Source organism: Mesorhizobium sp. M7A.F.Ca.US.002.01.1.1, assembly GCF_004022955.1.
Lineage (GTDB): Bacteria > Pseudomonadota > Alphaproteobacteria > Rhizobiales > Rhizobiaceae > Mesorhizobium > Mesorhizobium ciceri.
In genome coordinates, this window is sequence record NZ_RZQE01000655.1 from 1 (window position 1) to 2628 (window position 2628).

The following is a 2628-nucleotide window of genomic DNA, read 5'->3' on the forward strand; positions in this document are numbered from 1 at the left end:
CTGGCGCGAATCAAAAAAGAAACCGTTCAAGGTTTCCCTTGAACGGCCGGTCGAGCCCCCTGCTCCCCTAAAACTCTGACTGAAGTGCTGCCGATCGTCGCGAAACGACCGCTTCTGGAGTGGTTTTTGTGTGCCACGGGGCTCGCTCAGACGCAACGTAAACCACTTGTTAACCTTAACGGCCCCGACCCGTGAACAAGTGTTAACGACGCTGGCACGCTTCCTGCTCCGCAACGCATGTAGGTCCTCGGAGGGCGCCCTTCTGTTCACCGATGGGACATCAGACGACAGATTGCGCGGAGCAGCATAGCATGAACCAGAATGGATCGATCACGCTGTTCCAATATTGGAACCGCCTGCGTGATGGACGCCCCGCCCCGAAGCGTTCGGAGGTCGAACCGGCCGACATCAAGTCGCTGCTGGCCGACACCTTTATCCTGGAACGTGACACGCGCGGACAGGCCGTATTCCGGCTGGCCGGCACGAGGCTTTGCGCCTGCTACGGCCGCGAGCTCAAGGGATTTTCCTTTCCATCGCTGTGGCGCGAGAAGGACCAGCGGCTCGTCTCGCGCCTGATCCATGGCGTGTTCGAGCAGAAATCGGTCGTGCTCATCAGCTATGAGGGCTTCAGCCGCAACGGGCGCTCCAATAAGTTCGAACTGCTTGCCCTGCCGCTGGACGGCGGCGTCGAAAATCCGCGCTGCCTGGGCGTCATCAGCGCCGTGGAGAAACCCTTCTGGCTGGGTGCCGATCCGATCACCGATGCGTTGATCGATTCAATCCGCGTCATAGATCCGGAGAAGGAGCTTCTGAACAATCGCCCGGCGATCGATGTTCCCTCGCTTGTTCCCGAAGAACTTGGGGCACCCGAGACGATCTCGGCGCTCGGCCGGGTGCGTCGCATCCGTCATCTCGTCGTCTTCGATGGCGGGCGCGAGGAATAGTCCGCTGTTTTTTGAGACCTGATGCACGTCGCCCAAAACTGCGCGGCGGTTTTGGCACCACGGCCTGCAAAAAGGAAAACGCTGGAGCGCCCGCTTTTCCCCTTTGTTAACCCGCTTTGTTGTACTTCTGTGATGAAGTTCCTCGCATCGGCGCGCGGGATGCCAAACGGGGTGTAGGCAGTCATGAGGTCAGCGGCGGTCGACTATGCGCCGTCCCAAGCTGAAAGGCGAAACTTTCAGCGCGTCCGGGTTAAAATTTACGGACGCTTCATGCTGGAAGACCGCACCGAACATCCCTGCCAGGTCGTCGACATGTCACCGGGCAATGTTGCGTTTCGCACCGACCGCATCGGCATGCCCGGCGAAAAAATCATCGCCTACATCGATCATATCGGCCGCATCGAAGGCGTCGTCACACGCACCCTGCAGGACGGTTTCGCGATGACCGTCATTGCGTCGGATCGCAAGAAGGACAAGCTGGCCGCGCAATTGACCTGGCTGGCCAACAAGCATGAACTCGACCTGCCGGAAGATCGCCGCCACGAGCGCGTCGCACCGCGCAATCCGACAAGCGTGCTGCAGCTCACCGACGGCCGCCAGTACCAGTGCCGCATCATCGACCTTTCGCTCTCCGGCGCCGCTGTCGAAATCGACGTCAAACCGGCGATCGGCATCCAGGTCATGCTTGGCACCATGCGCGGGCAGGTCGTGCGTCATTTCGAGGACGGCGTCGCCATCGAATTCGCTGTGATCCAGCGTCCCGAAACGCTTGATTCCGAATTCAACACGTCACGCGCCTGAGCAGGCCCGACAGCAACATTCCAGGACCGGCCCTTGCGGCCGGTTTTTTGTTTCTGGGAGCGCTCCGCGCCCGAGGTGGGGAGCCTTCAGATCCAAACGAATTAATACTCAAATGATTCAAATTTTACGTTTATTCTATTGGAGTTTTACTCAATATCTACTTCGCGCTTTTGCGTCAAATAAATCCACACGTGGCAATGTCTCCTTCGAACGGGGAGACTACAACAATGAAGAAAACGAGGGGCAAGCTGTTGCTGGCGGCAATGGCGATGCAGCTTTCCGCTTGGGGATCAGCATATGCCGCGGGACCGGCCTATATGCACACCGGTGGACGCACCACCCAGCCTGTTGGTCACTATGAGTTCTGCCAGCGCATTCCCGGCGAATGCAGCGAACGGACCCCCAGGGGTGCGCCGGTCGAACTGACCCGCAAGCTGTGGGCGACGATCGTCAACATCAACAATTCGGTCAACACCCGCATCAAGCCGCGCACCGACATGGAAAACTACGGTGTCGAGGAATATTGGGCCTATCCGGCCAATGGCTATGGCGATTGCGAGGATTACGCGCTGGAAAAGCGCCGCGAGTTGATGGATGCGGGCGTCCCCGCCGGCAATCTGCTGATGACGGTGGCGCGCCAGCCGAATGGCGACGGCCACGCGGTGCTGACCGTGCGCACCAGCCTCGGAGAATTCATCCTCGACAATCTTGAGACCAAGGTCCTGTCCTGGACGGACACCGACTACACCTATCTCAAGCGCCAGTCGGACCAGAATTCCGGCGTTTGGGTGACGATCAATGACGGCCGCTCCGACGCGGTCGCCAGCGTCCGCTGATTTAACAGAGATCAAGCGCGCCGCGTGAATGCGAGGCGCTTCAGGAG

The 2628-nt window shown here is 59.4% G+C and carries 3 protein-coding genes; all 3 read left to right on the forward strand.

The genetic code is table 11. From position 1 onward, the window contains the following. The first annotated feature begins 311 nt into the window (after positions 1–311). The 3 genes from EN932_RS33590 to EN932_RS33600 all read left to right on the forward strand — a co-directional run bounded on the left by EN932_RS33590 (position 312) and on the right by EN932_RS33600 (position 2581). Positions 312–944 (forward strand): PAS domain-containing protein, encoded by a 633-nt coding sequence (locus tag EN932_RS33590; RefSeq protein ID WP_127369850.1) that lies wholly within the window; start codon positions 312–314, stop codon positions 942–944. A 183-nt stretch (positions 945–1127) separates the two neighbouring features. After that, the gene (locus EN932_RS33595) at positions 1128–1745 is read left to right on the forward strand and encodes a PilZ domain-containing protein (protein WP_127367722.1); all 618 of its coding nucleotides are present in this window, start codon (positions 1128–1130) and stop codon (positions 1743–1745) included. A 227-nt stretch (positions 1746–1972) separates the two neighbouring features. Further along, entirely contained in the window at positions 1973–2581 is a 609-nt protein-coding gene (locus EN932_RS33600) for a transglutaminase-like cysteine peptidase (RefSeq protein ID WP_063172304.1), read from the forward strand. Positions 2582–2628: the final 47 nt, after the last annotated feature.